Annotated in this window: 5 protein-coding genes; 3 read left to right on the top strand and 2 right to left on the bottom strand. The window is 61.7% G+C overall.

Annotation, left to right across the window (positions count from 1 at the left end; translation table 11 throughout):
* Positions 1–558, top strand: a 558-nt coding sequence (locus tag ACY693_RS18185; RefSeq protein WP_462323221.1) for an ATP-binding domain-containing protein, incomplete at its 5' end; no start/stop codon positions are given.
* Positions 559–625: 67 nt separating this feature from the next.
* Here ACY693_RS18185 and ACY693_RS18180 read toward each other — a convergent pair.
* Positions 626–997: an OB-fold protein gene (locus tag ACY693_RS18180; RefSeq protein WP_462323220.1), complete on the bottom strand. Its 372-nt coding sequence runs from the start codon at positions 995–997 to the stop codon at positions 626–628.
* Positions 998–1,224: 227 nt separating this feature from the next.
* Here ACY693_RS18180 and ACY693_RS18175 point away from each other — a divergent pair, with 227 nt between their 5' ends.
* Positions 1,225–1,599 (top strand): cysteine-rich small domain-containing protein, encoded by a 375-nt coding sequence (locus ACY693_RS18175; protein WP_462323219.1) that lies wholly within the window; start codon positions 1,225–1,227, stop codon positions 1,597–1,599.
* A 7-nt stretch (positions 1,600–1,606) separates the two neighbouring features.
* Here the strand turns inward: ACY693_RS18175 and ACY693_RS18170 are convergent, their stop codons facing one another.
* Complete coding sequence (locus ACY693_RS18170; protein WP_462323218.1) at positions 1,607–1,753, bottom strand: hypothetical protein; 147 nt, start codon at positions 1,751–1,753, stop codon at positions 1,607–1,609.
* A gap of 148 nt (positions 1,754–1,901) precedes the next feature.
* On the opposite strand from ACY693_RS18170, the gene ACY693_RS18165 reads away from it, so the two are divergent.
* The coding region (locus ACY693_RS18165) for a homocysteine S-methyltransferase family protein (protein ID WP_462323217.1) at positions 1,902–2,574 on the top strand (673 nt) is incomplete at its 3' end.

The following is a 2,574-nucleotide window of genomic DNA, read 5'->3' as shown; positions in this document are numbered from 1 at the left end:
CAATTCCAACTGCTGACGCCGCTGCGCCAAGGTGATTGGGGCGTCGAGGGATTGAACCAGCGCATCATCGAGACCCTGTGTGCGGCCGGCCAGCTCGACCTAGAGCCGGTTGCTCTCGGCGCCTCGCACCGACAATGGTTCGCCGGCCGGCCGGTGCTGGTGACCCGCAACGACTATGGTCTGAATCTGATGAATGGCGATGTGGGTGTCACCCTCCGCGTGCCTGCGGGTCCGACGACCGAGCCCCAATGGATGCTTCGGGTCGCCTTTCCCAGTGCCGACGGCGGTGTGCGCTGGGTGCTGCCAAGTCGTCTGCAGGCCGTCGAGACCGTGTTCGCAATGACCGTGCACAAGTCTCAGGGCTCAGAATTTGCCCACGCGGCGCTGATCCTGCCAGACAGCCCGAATCCAGTGCTGACCCGCGAGCTGCTCTATACCGCGATTACTCGCGCAAAGGCCCGCTTTACGCTGCTCTATGCCGACCCGCTCGTGCTCGGTCAAGCGCTGGAGCGTCCGGTGCAGCGGGTGAGTGGGCTCAAACAGATCGGAGCCCGCTGACACTCGATCGACCACCAACGCCTGAGGCGCTGGCTTTAGAGCCAGTGCAGAGCCGGTGTAGAGCCGGTCACTCCAGGCTGCAGGCCGAGGCATGGATGGTATTGCCCATGCGGTACTTGATCCTGCAACTGAAGCTGACCTGATCGCCTACCTTCAGTCCGGCGAGCTCGGTCTGGGCCTTCTTAGGAAAGTGGCAGCTCACGAGCTTGTTCGACGAGCCAGCCTCAAGCAGCACGATCGGTGCGCCCATCATCGCCTGTTTGAGGGCGCTGATCCGACCGCTGATGTCGATGCGGCGTCCGTTATAGCTGTCTTCGGCGACGATCTCGTTGCGCTCGTAGATCGCGAACAGCTCGCTCGCACTTAGGGTCTCTGCCTGCGCGAGGCTTGGCAGGCTGAGGGCTGCGATCAAGGTCAGGCAGGTCAGTAAGCGGCTCATCGGGAAATCTCCAACGCTGAGGGTCGTCATGCTGCTGTCGCTGCGGCGATGAGTGGCCGCAGGATTAAGCTAACGGACTGACGCGCGACAGTCCATCGGCTGGCAACGGCTTGGCTGCGATTGCCTCGCCAGCCTTGGCCCTGATCGCTCGGGCCCCATGATCAGTGCTCCTGCTGAGCGGTTATTCGTTTGCCGCTCCGCTGCCGCAACCTCGGGTGCCGTTGACCATGGAACCGAAAGATTTGACAAATAACCAAGGATTCAAAGGGTTTACGAACGAAAATTGTCCGTTTCTCCCCTGTCATTCTGGGGTCAAGCGAGAATTTAACTGCCTTTTTTGTTATTGTCCTCTCATCGCGTACGAATGTCCGGGCCCTTATGAGGTCTTCACGGATGCCAACGGCGTCACCCGAAAGGACTGCTCGGCTTGTGCGCTTCCTCACGATGGTTACCAGGCCTCGTGGGCCTTCATCCAGAAGTGGCTAGCGAAGCCAGTGGTTTGGGATGGACACCCGCAGCATGAGCGCTATATGCGTAAGGCGCGCCTCAGCTCGAGTCAGATTCCGGCGCCGGCAAACGAGGCAGACGACGCTAAAGACTAGCTGCTGCTCAGGCTTCCATGCCGCTCGTGTGCTGCCCGTTGGCCGTGGCTGGTCCTTCGCTAGCCTGAGCAGGCACCTGGACGTCTAGCGCCATGGCCTCAAGCGCGATGCAGGCATGTTGCCAAGCACCGCAGACGCCGAGCGGCACCAACATGCGGCAGCAGCATCGACGCCGCAGCAGCATCGCCGAAACATAAGAGCCGCAGCCGGAATCTCGCCCCTTCATGCTGGCGCTGGCGGAGCTGCGAACCCTAATTCAACAAGCTGCGAACTCTTTCAACAATCGGACCCAGCAAAGCGTTATGAGTGATCGAACCAGCCTCCTGAAGCAACGCCTCGACCAGACCATCCTCATCCTCGACGGTGCCATGGGCACCATGATCCAGCGCCGCAAGCTGGAAGAGGCCGATTACCGGGGCGAGCGCTTCAAGGATTGGCCGAGCGATCTCAAGGGCAATAACGACCTGCTGGTCCTGACCCGGCCGGACCTGATCGCCGATATCCACGGCGAATATCTCGCTGCCGGCGCCGATATCATCGAGGCCAATACCTTCAACGCGACCCGCATCGCGATGGCCGATTACGGCATGGAGGACCTCTCCTACGAGATCAATGTCGAGGCCGCGCGCTTGGCCCGGAAGACCGCCGACGGCTACTCGACCCCGGACAAGCCGCGCTTCGTCGCCGGTATCCTCGGGCCGACCAACCGCACCGCATCGATCTCACCCGACGTCAATGATCCCGGCTTCCGTAACATCGACTTCGACACCTTGGTCGAGGCCTATGCCGAGTCGACCCGCGGGCTGATCGAGGGCGGCGCCGACATCATCCTGGTCGAGACCGTTTTTGACACCCTGAATGCCAAGGCGGCCCTGTTCGCGGTCTGGAAGGTCTTCGACGAGGACGGCGTTGAGCTGCCGATCATGATCTCCGGCACCATCACCGACCAGTCCGGCCGCACCCTGACCGGACAGA

It is taken from the genome of Halochromatium sp. (assembly GCF_054919635.1).
This window is presented reverse-complemented; position numbering and strand designations above follow the sequence as displayed.